Source organism: Plantactinospora solaniradicis (assembly GCF_042658085.1).
GTDB lineage: Bacteria > Actinomycetota > Actinomycetes > Mycobacteriales > Micromonosporaceae > Plantactinospora > Plantactinospora solaniradicis.
This window is the reverse complement of sequence record NZ_JBHSPR010000010.1, coordinates 513525-539714: the sequence shown is the minus strand read 5'-3', so window position 1 is coordinate 539714 and position 26190 is coordinate 513525. Positions and strand designations below refer to the sequence as shown.

Annotated in this window: 25 protein-coding genes and 2 tRNA genes; 18 read left to right on the top strand and 9 right to left on the bottom strand. The window is 71.1% G+C overall.

From position 1 onward, the window contains the following. Positions 1-55 precede the first annotated feature (55 nt). Both ACFP2T_RS14975 and ACFP2T_RS14970 read right to left on the bottom strand, forming a co-directional pair. A complete protein-coding gene (locus tag ACFP2T_RS14975) occupies positions 56-784 on the bottom strand; it encodes a tyrosine-protein phosphatase (protein ID WP_377422837.1) in 729 nt (242 codons plus the stop codon). 179 nt (positions 785-963) lie between these two features. After that, entirely contained in the window at positions 964-1440 is a 477-nt protein-coding gene (locus tag ACFP2T_RS14970; RefSeq protein WP_377421797.1) for a PRC-barrel domain-containing protein, read from the bottom strand. Between the two features lie 378 nt (positions 1441-1818). Between ACFP2T_RS14970 and cimA the strand changes: the two genes are divergently transcribed. Together cimA and ACFP2T_RS14960 are read left to right on the top strand one after the other, a co-directional pair. After that, positions 1819-3408, top strand: coding sequence for a citramalate synthase (gene cimA / locus ACFP2T_RS14965; RefSeq protein WP_377421795.1), 1590 nt, complete (start codon positions 1819-1821; stop codon positions 3406-3408). 590 nt (positions 3409-3998) lie between these two features. After that, positions 3999-4514, top strand: coding sequence for a hypothetical protein (locus ACFP2T_RS14960; RefSeq protein ID WP_377421793.1), 516 nt, complete (start codon positions 3999-4001; stop codon positions 4512-4514). Between the two features lie 99 nt (positions 4515-4613). On the opposite strand, the gene ACFP2T_RS14955 is transcribed toward ACFP2T_RS14960, so the two are convergent. Next, positions 4614-5624 (bottom strand): endonuclease/exonuclease/phosphatase family protein, encoded by a 1011-nt coding sequence (locus tag ACFP2T_RS14955; RefSeq protein WP_377421791.1) that lies wholly within the window; start codon positions 5622-5624, stop codon positions 4614-4616. 86 nt (positions 5625-5710) lie between these two features. Next, positions 5711-6847 (bottom strand): hypothetical protein, encoded by a 1137-nt coding sequence (locus tag ACFP2T_RS14950; RefSeq protein WP_377421789.1) that lies wholly within the window; start codon positions 6845-6847, stop codon positions 5711-5713. A 173-nt stretch (positions 6848-7020) separates the two neighbouring features. Between ACFP2T_RS14950 and ACFP2T_RS14945 the strand changes: the two genes are divergently transcribed. From ACFP2T_RS14945 to ACFP2T_RS14915, 7 genes are all read left to right on the top strand, one after another. After that, positions 7021-8070: an AAA family ATPase gene (locus ACFP2T_RS14945; protein ID WP_377421788.1), complete on the top strand. Its 1050-nt coding sequence runs from the start codon at positions 7021-7023 to the stop codon at positions 8068-8070. Then, entirely contained in the window at positions 8067-9086 is a 1020-nt protein-coding gene (locus ACFP2T_RS14940; protein WP_377421786.1) for a DUF58 domain-containing protein, read from the top strand. Before ACFP2T_RS14945 ends, ACFP2T_RS14940 begins: the two co-directional genes overlap by 4 nt. Continuing rightward, complete coding sequence (locus tag ACFP2T_RS14935) at positions 9083-10042, top strand: VWA domain-containing protein (protein ID WP_377421784.1); 960 nt, start codon at positions 9083-9085, stop codon at positions 10040-10042. The genes ACFP2T_RS14940 and ACFP2T_RS14935 overlap by 4 nt, the downstream gene beginning before the upstream one ends. 70 nt (positions 10043-10112) lie before the next feature. Continuing rightward, the gene (locus ACFP2T_RS14930; RefSeq protein ID WP_377421782.1) at positions 10113-10988 is read left to right on the top strand and encodes a S1C family serine protease; all 876 of its coding nucleotides are present in this window, start codon (positions 10113-10115) and stop codon (positions 10986-10988) included. A gap of 135 nt (positions 10989-11123) precedes the next feature. Beyond that, positions 11124-11549, top strand: a complete 426-nt coding sequence (arfB, locus tag ACFP2T_RS14925) for an alternative ribosome rescue aminoacyl-tRNA hydrolase ArfB (protein ID WP_377421780.1) — start codon at positions 11124-11126, stop codon at positions 11547-11549. Positions 11550-11603: 54 nt separating this feature from the next. Continuing rightward, the gene (locus ACFP2T_RS14920) at positions 11604-12374 is read left to right on the top strand and encodes a MerR family transcriptional regulator (protein ID WP_377421778.1); all 771 of its coding nucleotides are present in this window, start codon (positions 11604-11606) and stop codon (positions 12372-12374) included. Positions 12375-12537: 163 nt separating this feature from the next. After that, positions 12538-13116 (top strand): GNAT family N-acetyltransferase, encoded by a 579-nt coding sequence (locus ACFP2T_RS14915; protein ID WP_377421776.1) that lies wholly within the window; start codon positions 12538-12540, stop codon positions 13114-13116. Here ACFP2T_RS14915 and ACFP2T_RS14910 read toward each other — a convergent pair. Further along, the gene (locus ACFP2T_RS14910) at positions 13105-14142 is read right to left on the bottom strand and encodes an aminotransferase class V-fold PLP-dependent enzyme (RefSeq protein WP_377421775.1); all 1038 of its coding nucleotides are present in this window, start codon (positions 14140-14142) and stop codon (positions 13105-13107) included. The genes ACFP2T_RS14915 and ACFP2T_RS14910 overlap by 12 nt on opposite strands. Before the next feature lie 293 nt (positions 14143-14435). Between ACFP2T_RS14910 and ACFP2T_RS14905 the strand changes: the two genes are divergently transcribed. The 3 genes from ACFP2T_RS14905 (at position 14436) to ACFP2T_RS14895 (ending at position 17014) form a co-directional block, all read left to right on the top strand. Beyond that, a complete protein-coding gene (locus ACFP2T_RS14905) occupies positions 14436-15155 on the top strand; it encodes a TetR/AcrR family transcriptional regulator (protein ID WP_377421773.1) in 720 nt (239 codons plus the stop codon). 134 nt (positions 15156-15289) lie between these two features. Further along, positions 15290-16048 carry an SDR family oxidoreductase gene (locus ACFP2T_RS14900; protein WP_377421771.1) on the top strand — a complete coding sequence of 253 codons (759 nt, stop codon included), beginning with the start codon at positions 15290-15292 and terminating at the stop codon, positions 16046-16048. A gap of 69 nt (positions 16049-16117) precedes the next feature. After that, positions 16118-17014, top strand: a complete 897-nt coding sequence (locus tag ACFP2T_RS14895; protein ID WP_377421769.1) for an SDR family oxidoreductase — start codon at positions 16118-16120, stop codon at positions 17012-17014. Positions 17015-17032: 18 nt separating this feature from the next. On the opposite strand, the gene ACFP2T_RS14890 is transcribed toward ACFP2T_RS14895, so the two are convergent. The 3 genes from ACFP2T_RS14890 to ACFP2T_RS14880 form a co-directional block, all read right to left on the bottom strand. Next, complete coding sequence (locus ACFP2T_RS14890) at positions 17033-17710, bottom strand: DUF4232 domain-containing protein (protein ID WP_377421768.1); 678 nt, start codon at positions 17708-17710, stop codon at positions 17033-17035. Beyond that, complete coding sequence (locus ACFP2T_RS14885; protein WP_377421766.1) at positions 17707-18642, bottom strand: 3-methyladenine DNA glycosylase; 936 nt, start codon at positions 18640-18642, stop codon at positions 17707-17709. Before ACFP2T_RS14885 ends, ACFP2T_RS14890 begins: the two co-directional genes overlap by 4 nt. A 156-nt stretch (positions 18643-18798) precedes the next feature. Beyond that, entirely contained in the window at positions 18799-20868 is a 2070-nt protein-coding gene (locus tag ACFP2T_RS14880; protein WP_377421764.1) for a hypothetical protein, read from the bottom strand. A gap of 151 nt (positions 20869-21019) precedes the next feature. Between ACFP2T_RS14880 and ACFP2T_RS14875 the strand changes: the two genes are divergently transcribed. The 3 genes from ACFP2T_RS14875 to ACFP2T_RS14865 all read left to right on the top strand — a co-directional run bounded on the left by ACFP2T_RS14875 (position 21020) and on the right by ACFP2T_RS14865 (position 22154). Then, complete coding sequence (locus ACFP2T_RS14875; protein WP_377421762.1) at positions 21020-21823, top strand: fumarylacetoacetate hydrolase family protein; 804 nt, start codon at positions 21020-21022, stop codon at positions 21821-21823. A gap of 102 nt (positions 21824-21925) precedes the next feature. After that, a tRNA-Gln gene (locus ACFP2T_RS14870) sits at positions 21926-22000 on the top strand. Positions 22001-22081: 81 nt separating this feature from the next. After that, positions 22082-22154: transfer RNA gene (locus tag ACFP2T_RS14865), tRNA-Glu, on the top strand. Positions 22155-22503: 349 nt separating this feature from the next. Here ACFP2T_RS14865 and ACFP2T_RS14860 read toward each other — a convergent pair. Next, positions 22504-23190: an IclR family transcriptional regulator gene (locus ACFP2T_RS14860; protein WP_347653772.1), complete on the bottom strand. Its 687-nt coding sequence runs from the start codon at positions 23188-23190 to the stop codon at positions 22504-22506. A 49-nt stretch (positions 23191-23239) separates the two neighbouring features. Here ACFP2T_RS14860 and leuC point away from each other — a divergent pair, with 49 nt between their 5' ends. The 3 genes from leuC (at position 23240) to ACFP2T_RS14845 (ending at position 26046) form a co-directional block, all read left to right on the top strand. Further along, complete coding sequence (gene leuC / locus ACFP2T_RS14855) at positions 23240-24694, top strand: 3-isopropylmalate dehydratase large subunit (protein WP_377421760.1); 1455 nt, start codon at positions 23240-23242, stop codon at positions 24692-24694. A gap of 14 nt (positions 24695-24708) precedes the next feature. Next, positions 24709-25296 carry a 3-isopropylmalate dehydratase small subunit gene (gene leuD, locus ACFP2T_RS14850; RefSeq protein ID WP_377421758.1) on the top strand — a complete coding sequence of 196 codons (588 nt, stop codon included), beginning with the start codon at positions 24709-24711 and terminating at the stop codon, positions 25294-25296. A 174-nt stretch (positions 25297-25470) separates the two neighbouring features. Then, positions 25471-26046, top strand: coding sequence for an HU family DNA-binding protein (locus ACFP2T_RS14845; protein WP_377421756.1), 576 nt, complete (start codon positions 25471-25473; stop codon positions 26044-26046). The last annotated feature ends 144 nt before the right edge of the window (positions 26047-26190 follow it).

Genomic DNA, 26190 nt, shown 5'->3' with positions numbered 1-26190 from the left:
CCCGCCCGTGGGGTCGGAGGGCGCGCACCCACGGCGTCGACCCGGACCGGTCCGCTCAGCTCAGCAGGTGGGCGCGGAGGGCGTCGATCCGGGCGGGGTCGAGGCCGGCGTCGAGCAGGTACCGCTCCACCGATCCGTGCCGGCCCCGCAGCTCGCCGAGGAAGAGGCTCATCGCCTCGGCCGGGCAGCCCAGGAAGGGCGCGAAGACCGGGGTCGCGGCCGGCAGTGTGCTGGCGATCCACTCGCTGAACCGGGCCGAGCCCTCGATGGTCCGGGCGTAGTCCTCGGCGATGTCCTCGTCGGCGACCCCGAGCACCGACAGGGTCAGCGCGCAGACCACTCCGGTCCGGTCCTTACCGGCCACGCAGTGCACCAGTACCGGGGCGGCCTGCACGTCGGCGATCACCTCGATCGCCGCGACCAGCCCGGCCGACCCCGTGCTGGCGAGGTCGTGGTACCGGTCGGCGAGATAGCGGGCCATGCCCAGTTCCTCGGAGTACGCCGACTCCTCCCAGAACGCGTGTTCCGGATGGATGTGGTGGTAGGCCAGGCCGTCGTAGGCCGGCACCCGGCCGTCGCGGCGTACCTCGGAGGGGCGGCGCAGGTCGATCACGGTGCGGATGCCGAGCGCGGCGAACGCCTCGCGGTCGTCGCCGTGGATCCGGTGTGGCGAGTCCGAGCGGTACAGCCGTTGCCGCTGGACCAACCTGCCGTCAAGCCCGGGGCGTCCGCCGACGTCCCGGAAGTTGAAGAGAGTGGCGAAGGCCGGCGTACTGGTCGTCATCGGAGTCACGTCCACGCGACCACAGTAACGACTCCGTGCCGCAGGCCGGCGGCGTGCGTTCGCAAGATCGGTCCGGCGGCCCGGCGAGGTCGGTCAGGCATGGGGAAGGGAAGTCGGTCAGGCCTGCGGAAGGCCGGCGGGGCATCGGCCCCACCGGCCTTCTGACACGCGGGTCGCGCTTACAGGGCGCGCCCCGGCGGAACCGTCCAGCCCGGCGAGCCGTACGTCCCGCCGTAGTAGCCACCGATCTTGTCTCGGTAGCTCGGATCCCCGTGACCGGTCTCGTCGAATTCCGGAGCGTCCTTGATCTGTTCCTTGCTCCGGTCGACGTACACCTTCCGGTCGTCGTGGTCGACGTGGTTCACCACCCCGGCCGGCAACATGACCTTCTTGCCGAAGATCCACGGGCCGGTGTCCACCACCAGATAGCTGGCGTTGACCTCGTGGCTGGCACTGTCGATCTTGCCAATGCCGCCGTCGGTCGCCTCCACCTTGTAGCCGACCAGGTCGGCTCCGGTGACTCCGGCGTCGTCGCGGTACCGCCACGGGTCGAACTCGCCCGAGGGCGTGCCACCCGCGAAGGCGCCACCGCCACCATGGATCAGGGGATCCGGGCTCTGCTGCTGCGGGGTCGTCTGAGGATCGAGCCTGTCCACTGGCTATCACTCCTCTTCTCGACTGTCTCGACGTTTCTCCGCTGTCCCGGACCCTCCTACCCAGGGATCTCGATCCATACACCAACCGGTCTCGCGGGTCCCGGACGGCCTCGTCCACCGCCTCCTGGCGCTGCCGTCGGCCGGGGCGCGGCGGACGACCGCCGTCCGGGCGGTTCCCGCGATGTGGATTTCCTTCCCAGATCCGGGATCCGCGTGGCAGAGTACGTTCCGTGACCTGCTCCGCACTCATTATTGGCAACTAGCGCGCCGGCGACCTCGGGCCGAGCGCGCAGACCTCCCGCATTCGCGGGGGGTCATTTTGTTTGTCGGGCCGGGAGACATCGGAGCAGGGGCTGCGCAGCTCTCGAAGGAGATCAAATGACGTACCAGGTGTTCGACACGACGCTGCGCGACGGGGCACAGCGCGAGGGGATCAGCTACTCGGTCGTCGACAAACTGGCGGTGGCCCGGCTGCTCGACGAGTTCGGCGTCGGATTCATCGAGGGTGGCTGGCCGGGGGCGATGCCGAAGGACACCGAGTTCTTCCGCCGGGCCCGGACCGAGCTCGACCTCAAGCACGCCGTCCTGGTCGCCTTCGGCTCGACCCGCAAGGCCGGCCTCGACGTGGCCGCCGACCCGCAGGTCCGGGCGCTGCTCGACGCGGAGACCCCGGTGGTGTGCCTGGTCGCGAAGTCCGACATCCGGCACGTCGAGCGGGCGCTGCGGACCACCGCGGCCGAGAACCTGGCGATGGTCCGGGACAGCGTGACCCATCTCGTCGCCGAGGGCCGCCGGGTCTTCCTGGACTGCGAGCACTTCTTCGACGGCTTCCGGTACGAACCGGCGTACACCTCGGCCGTGGTCGAGACCGCGCTCGAGGCCGGTGCCGAGGTCGTCGTGATGTGCGACACCAACGGCGGCATGCTGCCGTCCCAGGTGACCGGCGCGATCGGCGAGCTGACCGAGCGGCTGGGCGTCTCGCCGGCCCGGCTCGGCATCCACACCCAGAACGACACCGGCTGCGCGGTGGCGAACACGATCGCCGCCGTCGAGGCCGGGGTACGGCACTTCCAGGGCACCGCCAACGGCTACGGCGAACGGCCCGGCAACGCCGACCTGTTCGCGGTCGTCGCGAACCTGCAACTCAAGCTCGGGCTACCGGTCCTACCGGACGGGTGCCTGGCGCAGATGGTGCGCGTCTCGCACGCCATCGCGGAGATCGCCAATATCGCCCCCGACACCCACCAGGCCTACGTCGGGGCCGCTGCCTTCGCTCACAAGGCGGGGCTGCACGCGAGTGCGATCAAGGTGGATCCGCTGCTCTACAACCACGTCGACCCGGCGGTTGTGGGCAACGACATGCGGATCCTGGTGACGGAGATGGCCGGCCGGGCCAGCATCGAGCTGAAGAGCCGTGAGCTCGGGCTGGATCTGGCCGGCCATCCCGACGCCGCCGGCCGGGTAACCAAGCGGGTGAAGGAGCTGGAGGCGGGCGGCTGGTCGTTCGAGGCGGCCGACGCGTCCTTCGAATTGCTGGTCCGCAGCGAGCTGCCGGGGATGGGCGCTGCCCGGCCGTTCGCGCTGGAGTCGTACCGGGTGCTGGTCGAGCACCGGGAGGACGGCGCGGTGGTCTCGGAGGCGACGGTCAAGCTCCGGGTACGGGGTGAGCGGGTGATCGCCACCGCCGAGGGGAATGGTCCGATCAACGCCCTCGACGAGGCGCTGCGGGTCGGGCTGCTCCGGCACTACCCCGAACTGCGCGGCTTCGAGCTGGCCGACTACAAGGTGCGGATCCTGGAGGGCAGCCACGGTACCGGCGCGATCACCCGGGTGTTGGTGGAGACGACCGACAGCGGTGGCCGGGACTGGACCACGGTGGGTGTACACCCGAACGTGGTCGAGGCGAGCTGGCACGCCCTGGTCGACGCCCTGACCTACGGCGTCGCGCGTACTCCCGCCGAGGTCTGAGTACCTCCGGCGTACCGGAACGGTTTCTGCTCCGACGGCCCCGCTCACGGATGAACCGTGAGCGGGGCCGTCCGTGTCCGGCGGCTCGAATTCCCGCTTTCGGAAAGGCGTTCGGAATTGGCCGCCCCCCGTACCGGCGCGCCGGTGCGGTCGGCAGTGGAAACGTGAGATCCGAACGGCGTATGTATTTATTTCACGAACCGGCCGGCGTCGGGGTGACTGGTTGTCGGTAAATGGGTCGGAGACCGATCGGTCGATACCGCTATTGACCTGCGCGTTTGCTGAATGCTATGTTCGCTCATGGTTGTTGAGTGGCCACTCTAGGTAGTATCCGCCGATGAAGGCGGGGTTCGGCCGGCGCCGGTCGGGCGTTCTCCACGCCGCAGAATCTGCGGCAATGATGCACACAGCCGTCGCTCCCCGATTTATCGGTCCCGGATGCGCCCTACTCGGAAATTGCCGGGCAATCCATTGTCGATCGCGGGTCGGGTCGTGCGCGGGCGTATCCGGAGCAGTAAGGCGTAGGTAAGGACCATCTCCATCGTCGGTAAGACCATCACCATCCTGGGTAGAAAGAAAGAGATGACGTCATGGCCAGAATCTTTGGGCGCAAATCGATCCTGCTCGTCGTCGGGGCGCTTGCGCTGACCCTCGTCGGTGGCGGCATCGCCGTCGCCGCGCCGGAACAGCGCGACGACCCCGGCGCCGTCCGGATCAACGGCCGGGTGGTCCAGCAACCACCGGTCACCCAGGCCGACATCGACCTGGCGAAGGCCGCGCTGGTCAAGGGCGGCTCGGGTGTGCAGGCGGCGAGCGCGACACTGCTCGCCGTCGTCAGCGCCAACGGCGGCCTGGTCCGTGGCGACCAGGCGGTCTCGGTGACCCTGCTGGGCGTCGGCCTGTACCAGGTGGTGTTCAACGTGCCGGTGAACACCGGCGTGTTCGTGGGGACGATCGGGTTGACCGGCAGCGTCGGAACCTCCCCGACCGGCTTCATCTCGGTGGTCGGCCGGACCAACCTGGCGCAGGGGGTCTTCGTGCAGACCTGGAACCAGTCCGGTAACCCGGCCAACCGGAGCTTCCACCTGGCCGTACACCTTCAGTGATCCACGGATAGCCGCTGGCCTCCGCGTCCCTCCCGAACGGGCGCGGAGGCCAGCGCTGTACCGCCGGCACCGGTACCGGACCGACGGAGAGGTGCCGATTCAGGGCGAGGGCAGGGCGACCTCCGCCAGCACCGGGCGGTGGTCCGAGCCCGGCAACGGGAAGACCGCCACCCGCCGAACCGCGATCCGGCGGTCCACCAGGACGTGGTCGATGGTCACCGGGGGGATCCGGTCACCGTCGTACGGCCCCCAGGTGCCGGTCAGCCCGGCCCCGACCGAGGCGGCGGCGTCGGAGTAGCCGGTGTCCAGCAGCCGGCGCAGTGCGGCATGGTCGAGCGTGGCGTTGAAGTCCCCGGCCAGGATCCGCAGCGGTCCCCGTGGGGTGGCGGACGGCTGCGCCCGCAGGTCGTCGTGCCAGGCCGGCAGTCTGGACAGCGTGGCCGGCGCCATCGGGTGCACGGACTCGACCAGCACCGCCGGCCCCGCGTCCGGCTGCACCGTCCCGTACGCCTGGGAGAAGCCGCCCGTGTTGCGCCGGGTGCCGACGTCCCGCAGCGGAAGCCGGGAGTACAGCGCCGAGCCGGTCGTCCCCGGCTCCGGATTGACCTGCCGGTACGGCAGCAGGCCGGCCAACCCGGACTGATCAAGCGCCGCTTCCGCGTCGGGGGTGAACTCCTGCATCGCCAGCAGATCGACCCGCTGAGCCCGGACCAGCTCGACCAGGGCGGTTGGCTCGGCGGCCCCGGCGAGCAGGTTGGCGGTCAGCACCCGCAGGATCGGGCCCCCGGCGACCGGCGGCTCGTCGGACAGGGCCCGGGGCGCGACCAGGCCGACCAGGATGACGGCGGCAAGCGCGGCGGCGCCGGCTGCCCACCACCGCCGGACGGCGAGGGCGAGCCCGAGCGGTACCACCGTCCAGGCCGCCAGGTACGGGGTGAAGGCGAGCAACTGCACCAGCGGACCCCGTTCCAGCCCGCCGAGTCGGATCGCCGCCCAGCCGAGTCCCGGCGCGACGAACAGCCAGCACACCACGGTGAGCGGAACCCGACGTCGACGGCCGGCGCCGACCGGTGGTTCGGACGCCGGATCCGGGGCGAGATCAATGCTCATACCGGCACGCTAACCATCCGGTGTGGAGAGCCCGTGGCGAACGTGTGCGGGCTCGGCGGCGGTGTCCGGTAACCACCCGATCGGGGTCAGCCGGCCGACGGCCAGGTGTCGGTGAGCACTCCGGTCAGCGCGTCGTAGCGGTAGACGGTCGTACGGTGCGGCTGGGTCGTCTGGTGGTCCTTCACCTGGGTGACCAGGACGCCGATCTTGACGTAGTCCTGGCTGACGACCGAGCGCCACGGCGTGCCGTCCCGGGAGACGTCGACCCCGTGCGAGAAGTCGCCGTCCGGCGCGGTGATCGAGTAGCGGGGCCCGGCCGGCGGGTCGACGTCCAGTCCGCCGTCGGCCCGGATGGTGAGGGTGACGACCAGAGCGCCGGACGGGTCGTGGATCTTCGCCGGATCCCCGGCGTAGAAGCGGCTCCGGCCCTGGCCCTGGATGTCCATCCCGTTGTAGAAGGTCTTGCCCTGCGCGTCGACCCAGAAGTGCGGCACGTGCGCCCCGGCCGCGCCGTAGGTGAGGCCGGGATAGTAGGCCAGGTGCCAGTGTGGCGGGTTGTCCGGATGCAGGACGTTGTTCGTCTCGAAGCCCATCAGCGAGAAGAAGTGGCCCTTGCGGCGTGCCTCGGCGGCCAGCCCCGAGTCCTGTAGCACCGCCTCGGTCGCGATCATGTAGTTGATCACCGATGCGGCCTGTACCGCCGGCCACGGCACGCTGGTCCACGGCCCCGCCACCCGGTCCGGATCGTTGTGCTCGATCCGCCAGTGCACCCCGCTCGCCGTGGAGTCGTTGAGCATGCTCCAGACCTGGACGGTCGGCTGGTTCGCGTTCACCGTCGACCAGGTGACCGGGACGACGAAGCTCACCCGGTACGGCGCACCGGCGTGCCGTCGTACCGCCAGCCGGGTGTCGGTGGCGATCACGGATCCGATCCAGGTGCGGGGCCAGTCGACGGTGACCGTCACCGCCTCGCTGCGCGGGCCCCGGATGAAGGAGTAGTACTCGGCGCGGCTGGCCACCTGGTGCTGGGCCCCGGGAACGAGTTCGTAGCCGGCGGGCAGGGTGATCTCCGGGGTGCTGGGGTCGCCGGGGATCGCCTTGACGAGCCGGAAACCCGCGTAGTTGGGCGCGGGCACCGGATCGGGGGCCGCGACCGCCGGAGCCGCGAACGCGACGACCGAGGCTGTTGCCAGCAGTACCGTCAACCACCGTCGCAGCACCACATGCGCCTCCGGAGTTTCATGCCGCCCCGGCGCCCCGTGACGGTTTTGTGTGCTGTCGATTTTATTGGTACGGCAGGGATTCCAGGGACCCCGAGGTGCGGGAGTTGCCGAACTTGTGATGATGCACGGGTGACCGTCGGGTTTGCCGCTGGTCAGGGCGGGAAGCCCGCACCGTGACGGACATGTCAGACACCGTGACCACCCGCCCCAGCCCGGTCGAGACCGTTTCGGCCGGACCGGAGCTGGAGCAGGCACTCTTCGAGGTCAAACGCGTCATCGTCGGGCAGGACCGGCTCGTCGAACGCCTCTTCACCGCGCTGCTGGCCGACGGGCACTGCCTACTCGAAGGCGTACCCGGAGTGGCCAAGACGCTCGCCGCGCAGACCATGGCGACCGCCGTCGGCGGCAGCTTCTCCCGGATCCAGTTCACCCCGGACCTGGTGCCGTCGGACATCGTCGGCACCCGGATCTACCGCGCCTCCACTGAGAACTTCGACGTGGAGCTGGGACCGGTGATGGCGAACCTGGTACTGGCCGACGAGATAAACCGGGCGCCGGCCAAGGTGCAGTCCGCGCTGCTGGAGGCGATGGCCGAGCGGCAGGTCTCGATCGGCGGGCGCAGCTATCCGGTGCCGGAGCCGTTCCTCGTCCTCGCCACCCAGAACCCGATCGAGTCCGAGGGCGTCTACCAGCTCCCGGAGGCGCAACGGGACCGGTTCCTGATGAAGGTGCTGGTCGACTATCCGACCGATGTGGACGAACTCGCCATCCTCTACCGGATGAGCGCGGACCGTCCCACCGCCCGCGCGGTCCTCGACGCGCAGCGCCTGCGGGACCTCCAGGACCGGGCGTCGCGGGTGTTCGTCCACCACGCGCTCGCCGAGTACGTCGTCCGGCTGATCCTGGCGACCCGGGATCCCGCCCGGTTCGGGGTGTCGGAGGTGGCGCCACTGCTCGCGTACGGGGCGAGTCCCCGGGCCACCCTCGGCCTGGTCGCCGCCGCCCGGGCGCAGGCGCTGATACGCGGTCGGGACTACGTGCTGCCCGACGACGTACGGGAACTGGCGTCCGAGGTGATCGCGCACCGGCTGGTGCTCTCCTTCGACGCCATCGCCGACGGGGTGCCGGCAGAGTCGGTGGTGCAACGGCTGGTCGAGGCCGTACCGCCGCCCCGGATCGCACCCAGCCGCGAGCACCACCGGCCGGGCCTGGCGGTCGCGTGAGTCGCGTCGAACCGCAGCCGGGCGTCGACGGTCAGCCGGGCCGAGGTGACCCGACGCTGCGGCAGCTCGCGCCCGAGCACCGGCTGCGCCGGCTGGAACTGCTGGTCACCCGGCGGCTCGACGGGTTGCTGCACGGCCAGCACCTCGGTCTGCTGCCGGGTCCCGGCAGCGAGTACACCGGCGCCCGCGAGTACCGGGCCGGCGAGGACGAGGTACGCCGGATGGACTGGGCGGTCACCGCACGTACGACGCTGCCGCACGTCCGGGAGCTGGACGCCGACCGGGAACTCTCCACCTGGCTGCTGGTGGACTCGACCCCGAGCATGGACTTCGGCACCGCCGAGCTGGAGAAGCGCGAACTGGCGGTGGCGGCGGTCGCCGCGGTCGGCTTCCTCACCGCCGGAGTGGGCAACCGGCTCGGCGCGCACCTGCTGGACGCGGGCGGGGTGCGCCGCTATCCCGCCCGCAGCGGCCGAGCCCACCTGCTGGGGCTGCTCGGTGCGCTGCTCGCGGCACCGCGGGGAGACGTCGGCGGTACTCCGCCCTCGCTCGCCGAGGCGGTGACGGCACTGCACCGGGCCAACCCGAAACGGGGACTGGCGGTCATCGTCTCCGACTTCCTCGACGGCCTGCCCGACGGCGAGGACGGCACGCCGGACTGGGAACGCGCGATCCGCCGGCTCGCCGTCCGGCACCAGGTCCTCGCCGTGGAGGTGGTCGACCCGCGCGAGCTGGAGTTACCGGACATCGGCCTGGTCACCCTGGTCGACCCGGAGACCGGGCGGCGCCGGGAGGTGTCCACCGGGGACCGCGGGCTCCGGGAACGGTACGCGGTGGCCGCCGCCGAGCAGCGTGAACTGGTACGGCAGGCGTTGCGCCGGACCGGTGCCGCACACCTGTCACTGCGCACCGATCGGGACTGGACCGCTGACGTCGTACGGCACGTGCACACCCAACGGCGACTGGCCGGGGCGACCCGGGCGCCACGGACGGCGGTACGGGGAGGCGCGGCATGACCTGGCAGTCTCCGGAGCGGCTGTTGCTGCTGCTGGGCGTGGTGGGGCTCGCCATCTGGTACCTCGTGCTGCAACGGCGCCGCAGCCGGTACGCCGTACGGTTCACGAACCTGCGGCTGCTGGACCGGGTCGCGCCGGACCGGCCGTCCTGGCGCAGGCACGTTCCGGCCGGGTTGTTCCTCGGCATGCTGGGGCTCCTGGTCGTCGGCTTCGCCCGGCCGGAGGCCGAGGTCCGGGTGCCCCGGGAGCGGGCCACCGTGATGGTGGCGGTGGACGTCTCGACCTCGATGCTGGCCACCGACGTGGAGCCGGACCGGCTGGCGGCGGCGAAGTCGGCGGCGCACAAGTTCGCCGACACGCTGCCCGACGAGTTCAACGTCGGATTGGTCGCCTTCGCCGGCAGCGCGGCGGTCCTGGTGCCGCCGAGCACCGACCGCTCGGTACTGCACGCCGGGATCAAGCGGCTCGCCGAGGGCAGTACCGGGGTCCAGGGCACCGCCATCGGCGAGGCGATCGGCACCTCGCTGGAGGCGATCAAGACCTTCGACACCCAGGCCGCCAAGAACCCGCCGCCGGCCCGGATCGTGCTGCTCTCCGACGGCGCGAACACCTCCGGGCGGGATCCGCTGGCGGCGGCCGACGAGGCGGTGCAGGTGGGCGTGCCGGTGCACACCATCTCGTTCGGCACCGCGTCCGGGTACGTCGCCCGGGGCGGTCGGCCGATCCGGGTACCGGTCGACGGCCAGACCCTGCGGGCGGTCGCGGAACAGACCAAGGGCGGATACCACGAGGCGGGGACCAGCGCCGAGCTGCGCGCCGTGTACGAGGACATCGGGACCTCGGTGGGCTACCGCACGGAGAAGCAGGACATCTCCGCCCGGTTCATCGGGATCGGGCTGCTGCTGGCCCTCGCGGCGGCCGGCGGCTCGATGGCGTGGTTCTCCCGGCTGCCCTGATCCGACGCGGGGCGTCCCGATCGGACTTCTGCCGTGATCCGACGAGGAGTGGACTGACGAGGAGTGAGCTATGGCAACGCAGACCGGGCTCGGTGAACCCCGCGGCCCATGGTTCATCTCACCGGATCTCGAACCGGACGGGCGCGGTGGTCCGGGCGTACCCGATGGGCCGTTCGCGCCGACCAGGGCGGCGCGGCGCCGGCGGGCGCTGCTCGCCGCGCTCGCGGTGGTCGCCCTCTCCATCGGCTCCGGCGGACTGGCCGGCGGCTACGTGGCCAGCCAGGAGTCGTCGGTGGGGTCGGGGAAGGCGGCCCAGGCCGCCGTCCCGGCCGACCTGGTGGCCGCGGCGGCGCAGGTGGTACCGGGCGTCGTCTCGGTGATGGTGGCCGGCGGCGGCAAGTCGGCCGGTGGCTCCGGATTCGCCCTCGACGACATGCACCACGTCGTCACCAACGACCACATCGTGGCCCGGGGCGGCGGCGGGGAGTCCGGCGGCGCGGTGATGGTCGAAACCTCGGACGGGCGGCAGTTCCCGGCCCGGATCGTCGGCCGGGACTCCAGCAGTGACATCGCGGTGCTCCGGGTACCACCGTCGGCCGGACTGGCGGCGCTGCCGCTGGCGAAGCCCGGCGTGACCCGGGTGGGTGAGCCGGTGCTCGCGGTCGGCTCCCCACTGGGGCTGGCCGGCACGGTCACCGCCGGAATCGTGAGCGCGCTGGACCGCGAGGTCCGGCTGGGCGACAACCGGCACAGCGCGGTGCAGACCGATGCCTCGATCAACCCGGGCAACTCCGGCGGCCCGCTGGTCAACGCCCGGGGCGAGGTGGTCGGGGTGAACACCGCGATCGCCACCATCGACGGCAGCGGTTCGATCGGAATCGGCTTCGCCATCCCGATCGAGCAGGCGCAGCAGGTTGCGGACACCATCATCGGCAAGGGCGGCTGAACCGTCCGTACCGTACGTACCCGAGACCCGGCGGCCGGCGGCGTTCGATCGTGTGGTCGGTGGCGGGCGGCGGCGTTCGATCGTCGTGTTCGGTGTGGCCGGTGGCTTCGCACGGATGGGAACTAACCTCAACAGATGGCCGACGACCTGCGCGTGACCGACCGACTGGTGATCCCCGGCGGTGAGTTGCGGGAGCGGTTCTCCCGTTCGTCCGGACCGGGTGGGCAGGGCGTGAACACCACCGACTCGCGGGTGGAACTCTCCTACGACGTCGGCTCGTCGCCGACGCTGCCGGAGCGACTCCGGGAACGCGCCCGCGAGCGGCTCGCCGGCCGGCTGGTCGACGGCGTGCTCACGGTCACCGCCAGCGAGCACCGGGCGCAACTCGCCAACCGCGAGGCGGCCCGCGCCCGGCTGGCAGCGCTGCTGCGGGACGCGGTGGCGGCCCCGCCCCCGCCCCGGCGCGCGACGAAGCCGAGCCGGGGGGCGAAGGAACGGCGGCTGGCCGAGAAGAAACGACGCGGCCAGATCAAACAGTTGCGCCGGGGCGACGGCGAGTGACGTCGGCGGCCAGGACTTGAACCCGACGTAACGGGAGGTCCTACCGTTGCGGACGTGATCGGGAACGGCGGACGTCGGTGGAGCATCGGCGAGTTGGCACGGGCGAGCGGGATGACCGTGCGCGCCCTGCGGCACTACGACGAGATCGGCCTGCTGAGCGCGGGCGAGCGCACCGCGTCGGGACACCGCCGCTACACCGAGGGCGATCTGCGGCGGCTGTACCGGGTGCGGTCGCTGCGGTCGCTCGGGCTGTCCCTGGAGGAGATCGCGGGCGTACTCGCGGAGCCCACGGGCGACCTGGTGGCGATGCGTGACCTGTTGACCGCCCAGTTGGGCGGCCTGGAGGCGCACGCCGTCCAGGTCCAGCGGCTCACCCAGCAGCTTCGTGGGTTGCTGGCGCGGATCGACAGCGCGTCGATGCCCGATCCGGACCAGTTCATGACGACCTTGGAGATGATCTCCGTGTTCGAGACGTACTTCACGCCGGAACAGCGGGAGCAGTTGGCCCAGCGCAGGGCCGCCCTCGGCGGTACGGCGATCGAGGCGGCCAAGACCGAATGGGCCGGACTTGTCGAGGAACTCCTGCGACACGTACGGGACGAGACGCCGGTCGACGATCCACGGGTACGGGACCTGGTCGGGCGCTGGGACGCGCTGGGGAACCGGTTCCACGTCGACGGCCAGGACGGCGAGCGGACGAAGGCGGCGGCGCGGCGGATGTGGGACGACAACAGCGAGGAGATCGGCCGCGGCCTGCCCTGGCCGGTCGACCGGATGCGGCACCTGCTCGCCTACCTGGAACGGGTTCGAGGACAGCTCGGATGACGGCCCAGGCAATGGGCGGTCGGACGCGTTCCAGGGTGGCCCGAGCACGGTAGCCGATATGTGCATTGCTCCCACCCGGCGTGACTGGGACAGTGTGGCGTAGCTGTCACGACGGGCTCCGACTGCTCGGGACCGGCAGGCCGCCGGGGGAGGGACCGAGTCGATGATCATCCGGCAGTGCCGGGAACCGGATGTCGCACTCCTGGAACGGCACATCCCGTCACCCGGACGGAACCGCTATCACGAGGAGCGCTTCCTACGCCACCAGGCCGGTATCAGCACGTTCCTGGTGGTGTACCTCGACGACGTACCGGTCGGGTCGGGCGAGGTCCGCTGGCAGGGATGCGACGATCCCGAGGTGCGCAGACGCTATCCCGGCTGCCCCGAGTTGAACGGGCTGACCGTCTGGCCACCCGAGCGCCAGTCCCGGGGCATCGGCACCGCCCTCGTCCGCGAGGCCGAGAACATCGCCCGGCAGCGTGGGCGCCGCCAACTCGGCCTCGGCGTCGCCGACGACAATCCCCGGGCGGCCGCGCTCTACCTCCGGCTCGGCTACCAGGAGACCGGATGCCGGTACGTCGGGACCTATCCCTTCGTGGACGACCACGGGATCCGGCACGAGATCGCCGAGTCCTGCCGGTTCCTGGTCAGATCCATCCAGGGCGGTCATGCCGACGTCGAGGGTCCGACGGGCCCGCCTGGTCCTGCTGGGCGCCGCCCGGTAGCCGGCTCAGCCCAGTAGGGCGGCCAGGGCCAGGTCCACGTCGTACTCCGTGGAGTAGAGGTGGAACGAGGCGCGGACCCGACCGGCCCGGACCGCCGCCCGGACCCCGGCGGACGCCAGCTTCTCCGCCGCCCCGGGTACGTCGACCGTGACGATCGCGCTGTTCGAGGGCGGCTGGCCGAGGCCGGTCAGGAACCGGTTGGCCAGCCCGACGTTGTGGTCCCGGATCGCCGGCAGTCCGATCTCGGCGAGCAGTTCCAGGGCGGGCGCCGCCCCGACGAAGCAGAACCAGGCGGGGGAGATGTCGAACCGGCGAGCGTCGCCGGCCAGCCGCAGCGGGGGACCGTAGTACGACGCGTGCGGGTCCTCGCCCGCGTACCAGTTCGCGGCCAGCGGGGTGATCCGGTCCCGGATCCGGGGGCTGAGGCAGCCGAACGCCGCGCCGCGCGGAGCCATCAGCCACTTGTACGCCCCCACGGCCACCACGTCCGCCCGGCTCGCGTCGAACGGGAGCCAGCCGCAGGCCTGGGTGGCGTCGACCACCACCAGCGCGTCGTGCGCCTCGGCGGCGGCGAGTACGTCGTCGTACCGGGCGACGGTGCCGTCGGCGGACTGGACCAGGCTGAACGCCACCAGGTCGGTGTCGGCGTCGACCGAGTCGGCGAGCCGGTCGAGTGGCACGGTGCGGACCCGTACCCCGCGTTCGGCGTGCACCTGCCAGGGGAAGAGGTTGGAGGTGAACTCGACCTCGGGTACGACCACGGTGCTGCCGGCCGGCAACGCCGCACCGACCGGGGCGAGCAGTTGGGACACGGTCGCGCCGACGGTGACGTCCGAGACCGGTACGCCGACCAGGCCGGCGAAGGCGGCCCGGGACCGTACGGTCGACTCGTCCCACCCCTCCCAGGACCTACGGCCGACCTGCCAGTCGGTCAGCGCCGCTTGCAGTGCCGTCCACGCGGGCTCGGGCGGCAACCCGTAGCTGGCCGTGTTCAGCCAGCCCGGCTCGGGTTGCCACAGCTTCTGCGCCGTTAGGAGATCCACTCGACCAGGGTAGTCAACGGCCCGGGCGGGTCATGATCGTGACGTCCGGGCGCTGCCGAGGGCACCGTGCAGGAACAGGTCGACCAGTTCCTCGATGACGACCTGCGACTGCCCCTGGGCTGGCCTGCCCCGTCCGAAGAGGAAGCTCAGGAAGATGTCCGCCAGCCTGTCGGGCGGCAGCCGTAGCGTGGCCGCTCCGTCAATCCCTTATTCCCGGTCATCTCGTCGGCCGCGTAACGACGATTACATCGAGCCTGTAGCGCTGATTCAGAAGAGCTGTTATCCTCGTTAACGTGGATACGAGAACACGGATACTTCACGCGGCGGCGGACCTGCTCGCCAGCTCGCCCGAGGCCGACGTCTCGACCCGGGCGGTCTGCGAGGCCGCCGGCGTCGGCGCCCCGGTCCTCTACCGGCAGTTCGGCGACAAGGAGGGCCTGCTGTCGGCCGTGGTGGACTTCGGATTCGCGCAGTACCTGGCGGGCAAGCGCGCCGCGAAGCCCTCGAACGACCCGGTACGGGACCTACGGGACGGCTGGGACAACCACGTCGCCTTCGCACTGGAGAACCCGAACTTCTACCGGCTGATGTACTCGCCCGGGCTCTCGACCCCGCCCGCCGCCGCGGCGGAGGCACACGGGCTGCTGCTGGCGGTCCTCGAACGCTGCGCGGCGGCCGGTCGACTGCGGGTCAGCCCGGAACTGGCCGCCCAGATGGTGATGCCCGCCAACGCCGGTGTCGCGTTGCTGCTCATCACCCGTCCCGCCATCTACTCCGACGCCGCCGAGGTCTCCGCCCGGGTCCGGGAGGCGATCGTCACCGCCGTCACCACCCCGGACGAGCCGCCCCGTACCGCCCAACCGGATGGTGAGGTGGCCGTCCAACCGGATGGCGAGGTGGCCGTCCTCGCGGCCAGCCTCGGTGCCCTCCTGCGAGCCGCACCGACAAGCCCCCTCTCCGCCCCGGAAACCGCCCTGCTCCTGGACTGGCTGACCCGCTTGTCCGACGCCTGAAGCGAAGGAAGGGCCCCTTCTTATCGCTTTCTGTAGAAGAAGGGCCCCTTCTTAACCAACCACCCCAACGGCCGTCGCAGACCGGCGACGTCCGGCGATGACAGCTGCCCTCATCCCCTCGAAGGAGAAACACCATGTCCATCGACGCCACCCCGACCACCCCGACCCCCCGGACCGCCGTCGTTACCGGAGGCTCGCGCGGCATCGGCCGCCGGGTCGCCACCCGACTGGCCGCCGACGGCTACGCCGTCGTCGTCAACTACGCCAGCAACTCCACCGAGGCCGAGGCGGCCGTGCGGGAGGTCGAGGCCGCCGGGGGCCAGGCGATCGCGGTACGCGCCGACGTCGCCGACGAGAATGCGATCAGCGCTCTCTTCGACACCGCCGAGCAGACGTACGGCGGGGTCGACGTGGTCGTGAACGCGGCCGGTCGGATGCCTCTCGCGCCGCTGGCCGACCTCGACCTCGACGTCCTGGACGCTCTTTACCGGACCAACATCCGGGGCACCTTCGTCGTCAACCAGCAGGCGGTACGGCGGCTGCGTCCCGGCGGCGCCATCATCAACCTCTCCTCCTCGGTCGTCGGGCTCGCCTTCCCCGGCTACAGCGCCTACGCGGCCACGAAGGGCGCGGTGGAGGCGATGACGCTGGTGCTGGCCCGGGAGTTGCGGGGCCGCGACGTCACGGTGAACGTGGTCGCACCGGGGCCGACCGTCACCGACCTGTTCCTTCAGGCCAACGACGAGAAGCGGGTCGCGCAGCTGGCGGCGCAGCCGCCGCTGGAGCGGCTGGGCACCCCGAGCGACATCGCGGAGGTGGTCGCCTTCCTCGCCGGTCCGGCCGGGCACTGGGTCAACGGCCAGGTGCTGCGGGCCAACGGCGGAATCATCTGACCGCCCACGGCGGAATCTGACCGCCCACGGCGGAACCAGCTAACCAGGAACGTTCTAGGGAGAACGACAATGGGCAGGATCATCGTCATCACCGGCGCTTCGAGCGGGTTCGGGGCGCTCAGCGCGCGGGCGCTCGCCGACGCGGGCCACACCGTCTACGCGGGAATGCGGCAGACCAGCGGCCGGAACGCGGCGGCCGTCACCGAACTCGACCGGTACGCCACCGGGCACGGCGTCGACCTGCGTGCCGTGGAACTGGACGTCAGCTCGCAGGAGTCGGCCGACGCGGCGATCGGCCGGGTGATCCGGGAACAGGGTCGGCTGGATGTGGTCGTACACAACGCCGGGCACATGGTTTCCGGCCCGGCCGAGGCGTTCACCCCGGAACAGCTCGCCGAGGTGTACGACACCAACGTGCTCGGCACCCAACGGGTCAACCGGGCGGCGCTGCCGCTGCTGCGGGCCCAACGCAGCGGACTCCTCCTCTGGGTGGGCAGCTCCAGCACCCGTGGCGGTACCCCGCCGTTCCTCGCCCCGTACTTCGCCGCCAAGGCCGCGATGGACGCGCTCGCCGTCAGCTACGCCGCGGAGCTGATCCGGTTCGGCATCGACACCTCGATCGTGGTCCCCGGCGCCTTCACCTCGGGCACCAACCACTTCGCCAACGCGGGCACGCCGGCCGACGAGGCCCGGGCGGCCGACTACGCGGACCGGTACGGCCAACTGATGGCCGAGGTCGGGGAGCGGCTCGCCGCCCTGGTCCCGCCGGACGCGGACCCGGGCGCGGTGGCCGAGGTCATCGTCCGGGTGGTGGACCTGCCGGCCGGCGCCCGGCCATTCCGGGTGCACGTCGATCCCGCCCGGGACGGCAGCGAGGTCGTCTCGACGGTCGCCGACCGGATCCGGGTCGAGTTCTTCCACAGGATCGGACTCGACGACCTGTTGACGGTGGACAGCAGTCGGTAGCCGGTGACCGTGGGAGGGTCAGGGGCGGATCGCCCAGGCGTTCACGGCCAGCCGGCCGGTGTTGCCGAGGTCGATTCCGCCCCGTGGCGCGACGATCTGGGGCGCCTCCCCCGCGGCCGGGGCGATCTCCAGATACTCGCCCTCGGCTGCCGGCACCGTCGACTCCGTCAGCGTGTTGCGCCACAGGACCCGCGCCCGCACCTGCTCGCCGGGCCGCAGCGTCACCGGCCGGGGCGGAGCGTCGAAGCTGTCCGGCGCGCTGACCGGGGACGAGCCGTTGCCGACCGTGATGTCGAGTGGCTGCCGGTCCGCGTCCAGCACCCGGACCACCGGAAAGCCGTTCGCGGTGTAGTCGTGGGTGCCGCAGTTGGTGAGCAGGATGCCGAGCGCCCGCAGGCCCATCGCGCCGTCCACCTCGCCGACGGTGATCGCGACTCCCGATTCCGGGCAGGCGGCAGCCGTGCTGCTCGGAGACGGAACAGGTGGGGGTGGGACCGGGGCGGGGCTGGTGCAGGCGGCGAGCAGAGCGATCCCACCGAGCAGGACACTTCCGCGAAGTAGAGCACTTCCGCGAAGTAGGGCACTTCCGCCGAGTAGGGCACCTCCGCGAAGCAGCGGGCCGAAGCGGCGGATCGTTCTCGCCGGAGCACATCGGAGCTGGTCAACGGCCGTGGACAGGGCGGATCTCGGGTTCACGCCACCGAGGATTCCACCACGGCCGAGGGGACGGCCAACCGGCCCGGCGTGGAGACGTCGAGCAGGGCTGCGCAGACGGAGATCAGCCGGGCGCGCAGCTCACCGGCGCGGTGCGAGAACTCGCGTTGCCGGGCCACGTACTCGGCCCTGCCCTCCGGGGTTTCGATGGCGACCGCCGACTGTCCGTACGAGGAGAGGTCGTACGGGGACGCCCGCATGTCGAGCAGGCGGATGTCCCGGGCCAGTTCGAAGCAGTCGAGCGCCAGGTCTCCGGGAACCGCGGGGCCGAGCTTGGTCGCCCACTTGTGGCAGTCCATCGAGGCGTGCAGGCAGCCCGGCTGGTCCAGGTCCACCTGGGTCGCCCGGGTGGGTTGAAGGCGGTTGAGACCTACCGCCTCCGGGGTGAAGAACCGGAACGCGTCGAAATGCGTACACCGGATCTGGAAAGACTCGACCACGGCGTCGGTGCCGTCCTGCCCGAGTCGCAGCGGAAGGGGGTGCCGATGCTCACGCTGGCGGTACACCATCGCCCACTCGTGCAACCCCAGGCAGCCGGTGAAGGCCGGGCGCGACGCGATCGCGGTCAACAGTCGATGGATGAAGCGCACCGACTCGGATCTGTCCGCCAGGTAGGCCGTCACGTCGAGCCGTACGACCCCGTCGGCGTCGGCGGCGTACCAGCGCCACTGCTCGTGTGGCGCGGCGCCGGCTGGACCAGGTTCCAGCCCGGTGCCCACTCCGGGGTGCCAGCGCCGCAACTGCGCCGGCCTGGTGCCGTAGTAGTCGTAGAGGAAGTCGTCGATCGCGTGGCGTTCCCCCGATGCCTTCCGGGCCCGGTGTCCCGAGGTGAGGAAATCAGCGCGTTCCTCGTGGGCCTCGGCGAGGCCACGCCAGATCGTCGCGGGCAGGATCGTCGGGGGCAGGCTGGTCACGGCCGGGCACCCCGGTCGTCCGTCGCCCGCCGGGCACGTCGGTCGGCCGTGTCGGCCGTGTCGGGCACGGCGGTCCGGGTGCGGGCGGCGGTCACCGATCCAGGGTACGACCAGCCCTGACCCGCGCCCCGGCGGCAGGGTGCCGGCCAGCCCGGGTCAGTGCGGTACGTCGACGCTGACCCCGGCCGAGAAGACCGCACTGCGCAGCTCGATCCGGGTCGGTGGGGCTGGCCCGGCCGGGGCGAAAACCAGCGGAAGGAGCATGCGTTCACCCGCCGGTACAGGGTCGGCGAACGGATCCTTGCCGGCGTTGGCCGTCTGGGTGGCCGGTACGTCCGCGCCGACCCAGTCGCCCGTGGGCAGGTACGCCCGTTGCAGCGTGCCGTGCCACTGCTGGCTCCGGTCGGTCAGGTTGCGTACGCCGACGATCGCCTGGCATCCCGCCGGTGCCGGTGGGCAGAGCAACCGGTACACGGTGAACTCGAAGGCGCTCTCCCGCAGGCTCGTACCGACCGGGCCGGCCACGGTCTTGCCGACCCATGCCCCGCTGGACGGCTGCCGGCCGGAGCTGATCGCGCTCACCTGGCTCGATCCGATCCACGCGGTGATCGTGGCGAAGGCCACGGCCAGCAGCAGGGCGACCCCGACAGCCAGCCAGGCCGGTGGCTTCGCCCGCCGCCGTGGTGGCCGGTACGCCGTGGCCGGATGCGGGCTGGGCCGGGCCCGACCGACGGCCGGGGACACCTCTTCCGGGTACTGCTCCGGTGCTTCCCCCGGCTCGTCCCCGTACTCCGGTACCTGCTCGGTCTCGGCAGGTACCGGAGTACGGGGCGGTACCGCCGCCTGGCCGACGTACCGGGCTCCGCCCGCGATGCCCACCAGCCCTTCCGGCTCGGCCGGCTCGCCGGGCGCGGGAACGCGGTCGTGCTCGCCCAGACCGTCGTCCGTCAGCAGGCCGTCGTCCGTCAGCAGGCCGCCGTCGTCGACCGGTTCGGCACCGTCGTTGTCGACCAGTTCAGCCTCGTCGTCGACCAGTTCGGCGCCGTCGCCGTCCGGCCGGAGCCGGTCGTCCGCGAGCCGGTCGCGCTCCTCCGCCAACTCCCGGTCCTCGAAGAGGCCGCCGTCGGCAGCCAGTTCGGCGTTCGCGGCCAGGCTGTCGTTACCGGCCAGGCTGTCGTTACCGGCGAAGTTGTCGTTACCGGCCAGGTCGTCCCTTGCGACCGGTTCACCATTGGTGAACAGCTCGCCGCCGCTTCCGGCCAGGACGCCGTTCTCGGGATGGCCGGTGGCGCGGCGGACGCTGGCCGGCGCGGGAATCTTGGCGTTTCCGCGTACCCGGGCGGTGGCCCTGGCGATGGGATTGCCGGACCTACGGATCACCCGGCCCTGGGCAGCGGCGGCGCGCTCCTGCGCGGCTCGCCTCTCCGCCGCGTGCTTCTTCGCACGCTTCTTCGCGGCGCGTCTCTCCGCAGCGCTACTCGGGCCCGCAGCGCTACTCGGGCCCGCAGCGCTACTCGGGCCCGCAGCGCCACTCGGGCCGGTGGTGCCAGTCGGGCCGGTGGTGCCATCCGGACGGGTGGCGTTCACCTCGCCAGCCGCCCGTCGACGTCGTAACCGGCGGGACCAGATCAGACCGGCAGCCCCGGCGAGCAGGATCACCACCACAATCGCGATGCCGAGCATCAGCGTGCTGCGCCACCACGGCGGGGAAGCGGCCGGCTCGGCCCGTACCGAATTGCCGGTACCGGATCCACCACCGCCAGCGGCGCCGGCCTTCGCCGGGTCCCAGGTCGCGCTCGCGCAGTCGTACGGCATGTTGCCGTTGGCGACGAAGGCGCAGGCCGGCGCGGTGACGTTCGTCCCGGCGGGCGGCGGCGCGAGGGTGGTGGTCAGCCGTGCGGTGGTCCGGGCGCCCAACTGCACCTGCCAGACCACCTCCGGGCCGGTCTGACCGGGCTGCCCACCGGCGGGAACCAGCTGCCCACCCTGGCTGATCATCGCCGGGGTGGTCCCGGGTGGCAGGTCCTGCCGGACGGTCGTCCTGACCATGCCGTCGGTGGCGTTGCGCACCTGGATCTCGTAGTGGGGCGACGCGCTTCCGGAACTGGTCATCGCGACCGTGATCAGCGGATCGGCCGCTCGGGCGGGGACGCCGGGTGCGGCGGCGGCCAACAGGCAACCCCCGATCACCGCCCCTGCCGTACGTAGTCGGGTCGATGCAGGCATCACGAAGAGTCCTCCCGATCCGACGCTAGGCCGGTCCCGGCGCCGGCCGGCGGCGAAGGATCGAACCGCTGCCCGGGAGCCGGAAGCTGCGGTATCGTGCGCCGCCCGGTGCGACATCGGCCCTGGCCGCTGGTGGGGATAGATTGGCCGGGTGCGTATCGCTCGTTTCGCTCATGCAAAGGGAATGTCGTTCGGCGTGGTCGAGGGTGATCCCGAGGCTGGCCCCGAGGGCCTGACGGTGGCCGAGATCGAGGGCCATCCGTTCGGCGAGATCCGTTTCACCACGGCCCGATGGGCGCTGGCGGACGTCCGCCTGCTCTCCCCGATCCTGCCGAGCAAGGTGGTGTGCGTCGGGCGTAACTACGTCGAGCACGCCGCCGAACTCGGTAACGAGGTGCCCGCCGAGCCGCTGCTGTTTCTCAAGCCGTCCACCTCGGTTATCGGGCCACGGGACGCGATCCGGCTGCCGACCCAGTCGAAGCAGATCGAGCACGAGGCCGAACTGGCCGTGGTGATCGGGCCGCCGGGCGTACGCCGGGCCGACCGGGCCACCGCCGCGCAGGCGATCTTCGGCTACACCTGCGCGAACGACGTGACCGCCCGGGATCTCCAGCGGTCGGACGGTCAGTGGACCCGGGCCAAGGGCTTCGACTCGTTCTGCCCGCTCGGCCCGTGGATCTCGACCGGAATCGACGTCAGCGACGTCGAGGTCCGCTGCGAGGTGGGCCGCGCCGCCGAGGAGATGGAGGTACGCCAGCTCGGTCGGACCAGGGACATGGTCTTCGACGTACCGACCCTGGTGTCCTACATCTCACACGTGATGACGCTGCTCCCCGGCGACGTGGTGCTGACCGGCACTCCGGCGGGGGTTAGTCCGATCGTCGACGGGGATATCGTGACGGTGCGCGTCGGAGGGATCGGCGATCTGTCGAACCCTGTGGTGGCCCTGGATTAGGGCGTGGGGTCGGGAGGGTGCGGGGCCAGCGTCCGGTACCGACCCGATTTGGCCTCCACCACCGGGTCCGGTAAAGTTCGCTCTCGGTGCGATGAGCACCGATGGGGTATGGGGTAATTGGCAGCCCAACTGATTCTGGTTCAGTTAGTCTAGGTTCGAGTCCTGGTACCCCAGCCACCGATGCCCGAAAGGGTGCCGGTAGCTGGTCTCTGGTAGAGTTCAGCAGCGTTGATCGCAAGGTCAACAAACGGAAGTTCTGGCCCCGTCGTCTAGCGGCCTAGGACGCCGCCCTCTCAAGGCGGTAGCGCGGGTTCGAATCCCGTCGGGGCTACATCTGACGGCCTGTGTCACCACTGGTGGCGCGGGCCGTTTCCGTTGCGCCGGGAATGCGAGCGCACCGGCGGTACGGGCACGGGCCCTACGGCACGGGCCCCGTTGCGGCGTAACCCTTGCGTCGTACCGCTTCGCGGACTGCCGCAAGCGGCACGCGGTCTGTCGCGCCGCTTCGCGGTCTGTTCGCACCGCTTATGGGTCGAGCATCGCACATCAGACGCGGTGCGGCGGACGAAATGAGCTATTTGCCGCTGCGCCCCCGGCTCGGTGAGCCGTAGCCGCGCAGTGGTTAGGAAGGGGCCCTTCTTCTACAAAATCCGATAAGAAGGGGCCCTTCCTTACATCCGCTACAGGCCGCTGAGGCGTTGGCCGGCTCGGACGACGGCCATCGCGTGGCGATCGCCGGGGCGGCGGCCCAGCCGCTCGATCGGGCCGGAGATGCTGATCGCCGCGATGACGCGGCCGGTGCGGTCGCGGATCGGGGCTGAGACGCTGGCCACCCCGGCCTCGCGTTCGGCGACGCTCTGGGCCCAGCCGCGGCGGCGTACCTCGGCCAGGGTGCGGCCGGTGAACTTGCACCGGGGGAGGAGCGGCATGACCGCCTCCGGCGGTTCCCAGGCGAGCAGGATCTGGGCTGCCGAGCCGGCGGTCATCGGCAGTACCGACCCGACCGGCACGGTGTCGCGCAGTCCGCTGGCCCGCTCGGCGGCGGCCACGCAGATCCGCTCGTCGGCCCGGCGGAGGTAGAGCTGGGCGCTCTCGCCTGTCGCGTCCCGGAGCGCGGAGAGCAGCGGCTCGGCCGCGGTCAGCAGTACGTCCGGGGCGGCGTTCGCCAGCTCGCCCAGGCGCGGCCCGGGGCGCCAGCGCCCCTGGGTGTCCCGGACCAGCATCCGATGGATCTCCAGGGCCTGCGCCAGGCGATGCGCGGTGGCCCTGGGCAGCTTGGTGCGATCGACGAGTTCGGCCAGGCTGGCGCCGTCGACGCAGGCGGCGAGGATGACCACCGCCTTGTCGAGAACGCCGACACCGCTCATACTGTGTCCCACAAGCCGAAACCTACCTCCCAGAATTTAGGATGTCCAGATGGTGGGAGTCACTCCAGAGCCGTCCTCGCCCAGGACCTTGGCCGAGAAGGTCTGGGATGCTCACGTGGTGCGATCCGCTGACGGTGAGCCGGATCTGCTCTATATCGACCTGCACCTGCTACACGAGGTCACCAGTCCGCAGGCGTTCGACGGCCTGCGGATGGCCGGTCGTCGGGTCCGTAGACCGGACCTCACGCTCGCGACCGAGGACCACAACACCCCGACCGGGTACGACGATCCCGCGTTCCGGTCCCGGCGAGGTGACCTGCTCACCATCGCCGACCCGACCTCCCGGACCCAGATCGAGACGCTCCGCCGCAACTGCGCGGAGTTCGGTCTCCGGCTGCACCCGCTCGGTGACGAGAACCAGGGCATCGTGCACGTGATCGGGCCACAACTCGGGCTGACCCAGCCCGGCCTGACCATCGTGTGCGGCGACTCACACACGGCCACGCACGGCGCGTTCGGCGCCCTGGCGTTCGGCATCGGGACCAGTGAGGTCGAACACGTTCTCGCGACCCAGACCCTGCCGCAGAGCCGCCCCAGGACGATGGCGGTCACGGTGACCGGTGAGCTGGCCCCAGGGGTCACCGCCAAGGACCTGGTCCTGGCGCTGATCGCCCAGGTGGGCACCGGCGGCGGTCGCGGCCACATCGTGGAGTACCGGGGCGAGGCGATCAGCCAGCTCTCCATGGAGGGCCGGATGACCATCGCCAACATGTCCATCGAGTGGGGCGCGAAGGCCGGCATGATCGCGCCCGACGAGACCACCTTCGCCTACCTCAAGGGCCGCCCGAACGCCCCGCAGGGCGCGGACTGGGACGCGGCGCTGGAGTACTGGCGGACGCTGCCCACCGACCCGGGCGCGACGTTCGACAGCGAGGTGGTGCTGGACGCGAGCCGGATCAGCCCGTTCGTCACCTGGGGCACCAACCCGGGGCAGGGCACGGCGCTGAACGCGTCCGTGCCGGATCCCGAGGAGTTCGTCACCGACGCCGAGCAGACGGCGGCGCGGCGGGCCCTGGAGTACATGGACCTCAAGCCCGGTACCCGGATGCGGGACGTTCCGGTGGACGTGGTCTTCGTCGGCTCGTGCACCAACGGCCGGCTGGAGGACCTGCGGGCCGCCGCCGACGTCCTGCGCGGGCACAAGGTGGCCGACGGGGTGCGGATGCTGGTCGTGCCGGGTTCCGCCGCGGTCCGCGAGGCGGCCGAGCACGAGGGCCTGGACCAGGTCTTCACGGCGGCGGGTGCGGAGTGGCGGTTCGCCGGCTGCTCGATGTGCCTCGGCATGAACCCGGACACCCTCAAGCCGGGCCAGCGCTCGGCCTCGACCTCCAACCGTAACTTCGAGGGCCGGCAGGGCCGGGGTGGTCGTACCCACCTGGTCTCGCCACCGGTCGCCGCGGCCACCGCCGTGGTCGGCCGACTGGCCGCTCCCGCCGACCTGTGAAGGGCTGAGCTGACATGGACAAGTTCACCGTGCACACCGGTACGGCGGTTCCGCTGCGCCGGTCCAACGTGGATACCGATCAGATCATCCCCGCCGTGTACCTCAAGCGGGTGACCCGGACGGGCTTCGAGGACGGTCTCTTCAGTGCCTGGCGGGAAGACCCGGCATTCGTTCTCAACGATTCCTCATATTCCGGTGCGTCGATTCTGGTGGCCGGCCCGGAGTTCGGCACGGGGTCGTCCCGAGAGCACGCGGTCTGGGCTCTCCGGGACTGGGGGTTCCGGGTCGTCATCGCCCCCCGCTTCGGTGACATCTTCCGGGGGAACTCCCTCAAGGAAGGTCTCCTGCCGGTGGAGCTGGAATTGAAGGCCGTCGAGGCATTGTGGGCGTTGGTGGAGTCCGACCCGACGGCGCGGATCGACGTTGATCTGACCGCCCGGGAGGTCCGGGCCGGTGACGAGACCTGGTCCTTCCCGCTCGACGATTTCAGCCGTTGGCGGCTCATGGAGGGCTTGGACGACATTGGACTGACCCTCCGGCATGAGGCGGACATCACCACGTACGAGGGGCGGCGCTCACCCTTCCGGCCCGTGGTGGCATAGGCCGAACGCTCGACCACACAGTCGTTTTCGCCCCCGTCGGTTCGCCCGGCGGGGGCGAATCCGTTGCGACACAATGGGTTTTTTCGAGCAGATGTTTGTGTCCCGGTGGCACAGGGCATACCGTGCGCGCAGAATGGCTCGCGTTGAGTCCAGTTGCACATTGGGAGGGAAGTCGTGAACAAGGCCGAGCTCATCGAGGCTCTTGCCGCGCGTCTGGGTGACCGGAAGGCGGCGACGTCGGCGCTCGACGCGGTCCTCGCGGAGGTCCAGGCGGCGGTCACCAAGGGGGATCGGGTGGCCATCACCGGGTTCGGGGTGTTCGAAAAGCGCGTGCGCGGTGCTCGAACAGCCCGCAACCCTCGCACCGGCGAGTCGGTGAAGGTGAAGAAGACATCGGTTCCGGCCTTCCGGCCGGGAGCCGGGTTCAAGGAGATGGTCGCCAGCGGCAAGGCTCCGAAGAACACGGTCGCGGCGAAGAAGACCGCCACGGCCACGACGGCGAAGTCGACCGTCGCGAAGAAGACCGCGACCAAGAAGGCGGCGCCGGCAAAGGCGACCGCCACCAAGGCCGCGGCGGGCAAGAAGACGGCTCCGGCGAAGAAGGCCACCGGCGTCAAGAAGGCCACCACGGCCAAGAAGACGACGGCGGCGAAGAAGACGACGGCAGCCAAGAGCACTTCCACCCGCGCAACGGCGGCGAAGAAGACCACCGCCAAGAAGGCTCCGGCCAAGAAGGCCGCGAAGCGCTGACTTGGGCACCGCGAGGGCGTCTCCGGCTTGTCGGAGGCGCCCTTCGTGCTGTCCGGGACCGCCCCTGGTGCCGGTCGAGGGGTCCGTCGGCGCCGATAGTCCTACCGCGAAGGGGGTTCTAGGGGCCCTGAGCGGCCCCTGGAC